This window comes from Morganella morganii H1r, from assembly GCF_000633515.1.
Lineage (GTDB): Bacteria > Pseudomonadota > Gammaproteobacteria > Enterobacterales > Enterobacteriaceae > Morganella > Morganella morganii_B.
Window position 1 is genome coordinate 1 of record NZ_AYMP01000056.1, and the last position, 1249, is coordinate 1249.

A 1249-nucleotide genomic window follows, 5' to 3' on the forward strand; every position below is an offset into this window, starting at 1 on the left:
TGTAGTGGTTTAATAAATTTGGCCACCTGAACAGAGGTGATATGCTCACCTCAGAACAACACAGGTGCCTTAATGAAAAAACGAAATTTCAGTGCAGAATTCAGACGTGAATCAGCCCAGCTGGTTGTGGATCAGAACTATACAGTTGCAGATGCCGCGAAAGCCATGAATGTCGGGCTTTCCACCTTGACGCGGTGGGTAAAGCAATTACGGGACGAACGGGCAGGCAAAACACCGAAAGCATCCCCTATCACGCCGGAACAAATTGAGATACGTGAGCTGAAGAAAAAAATTCAACGTATTGAAATGGAAAACGAAATATTAAAAAAGGCTACCGCGCTCTTGATGTCAGACTCCCTGAACAGGTCTCGGTGATCGGGAAACTCAGAGCGCATTATCCTGTGGCCACTCTTTGCTGCGTGTTCGGAGTTCACCGCAGCAGCTATAGATACCGGGAAAACCGGCCTGACAATCCGGACGGCAGGAGAGCCGTATTACGTAGTCAGGTTCAGGAGCTGCACGGCCTCAGTCATGGCTCAGCAGGTGCAAGAAGTATCGCTGTAATGGCAACACACAGGGGCTTCCGGATGGGACGATGGCTTGCCGGACGGCTAATGAAGGAGATGGGGCTGGTGAGCTGTCAGCAGCCTGTTCACCGGTATAAACGTGGCGGTCATGAACACATTGCTATCCCGAACCACCTTGAGCGACAGTTCGCAGTGACAGAGCCCAATCAGGTATGGTGCGGCGACGTAACGTATATCTGGACCGGTAAACGCTGGGCATACCTGGCCGTTGTACTCGACCTGTTCGCAAGGAAACCCGTGGGCTGGGCAATGTCATTTTCTCCGGACAGCAAACTGACCACCAAAGCGCTGGAAATGGCATGGGAAATACGAAATAAGCCATCCGGGCTCATGTTCCACAGTGATCAGGGTAGCCACTATACAAGCAGGCAGTTCCGACAGTTACTGTGGCGATACCGGATAAAACAAAGTATGAGCAGGCGTGGTAACTGCTGGGATAACAGCCCGATGGAGCGCTTCTTCAGAAGTCTGAAAAATGAGAGGGTGCCGGTGACCGGCTACACCAGCTTCAGTGAAGCAGCCCATGCAATAACGGATTATATCATCGGGTATTACAGCGAAGTCAGGCCGCATGAATATAACGGTGGATTACCACCAAACGAATCAGAAAACCAATACCGGAAAAACTCTAAAACCGTGGCCAATTTTAGTTGACCACTACA

1 protein-coding gene is annotated in these 1249 nt (G+C 50.5%); it reads left to right on the forward strand.

The genetic code is table 11. The annotated features are described in order from the left end of the window. Positions 1–72 precede the first annotated feature (72 nt). A protein-coding gene (locus U868_RS0121520) for an IS3 family transposase (RefSeq protein ID WP_115660449.1) occupies positions 73–1241 on the forward strand; the annotation gives its coding sequence in 2 pieces (ribosomal slippage) (positions 73–322 and positions 322–1241; 1170 coding nt in all). Positions 1242–1249 lie beyond the last annotated feature (8 nt).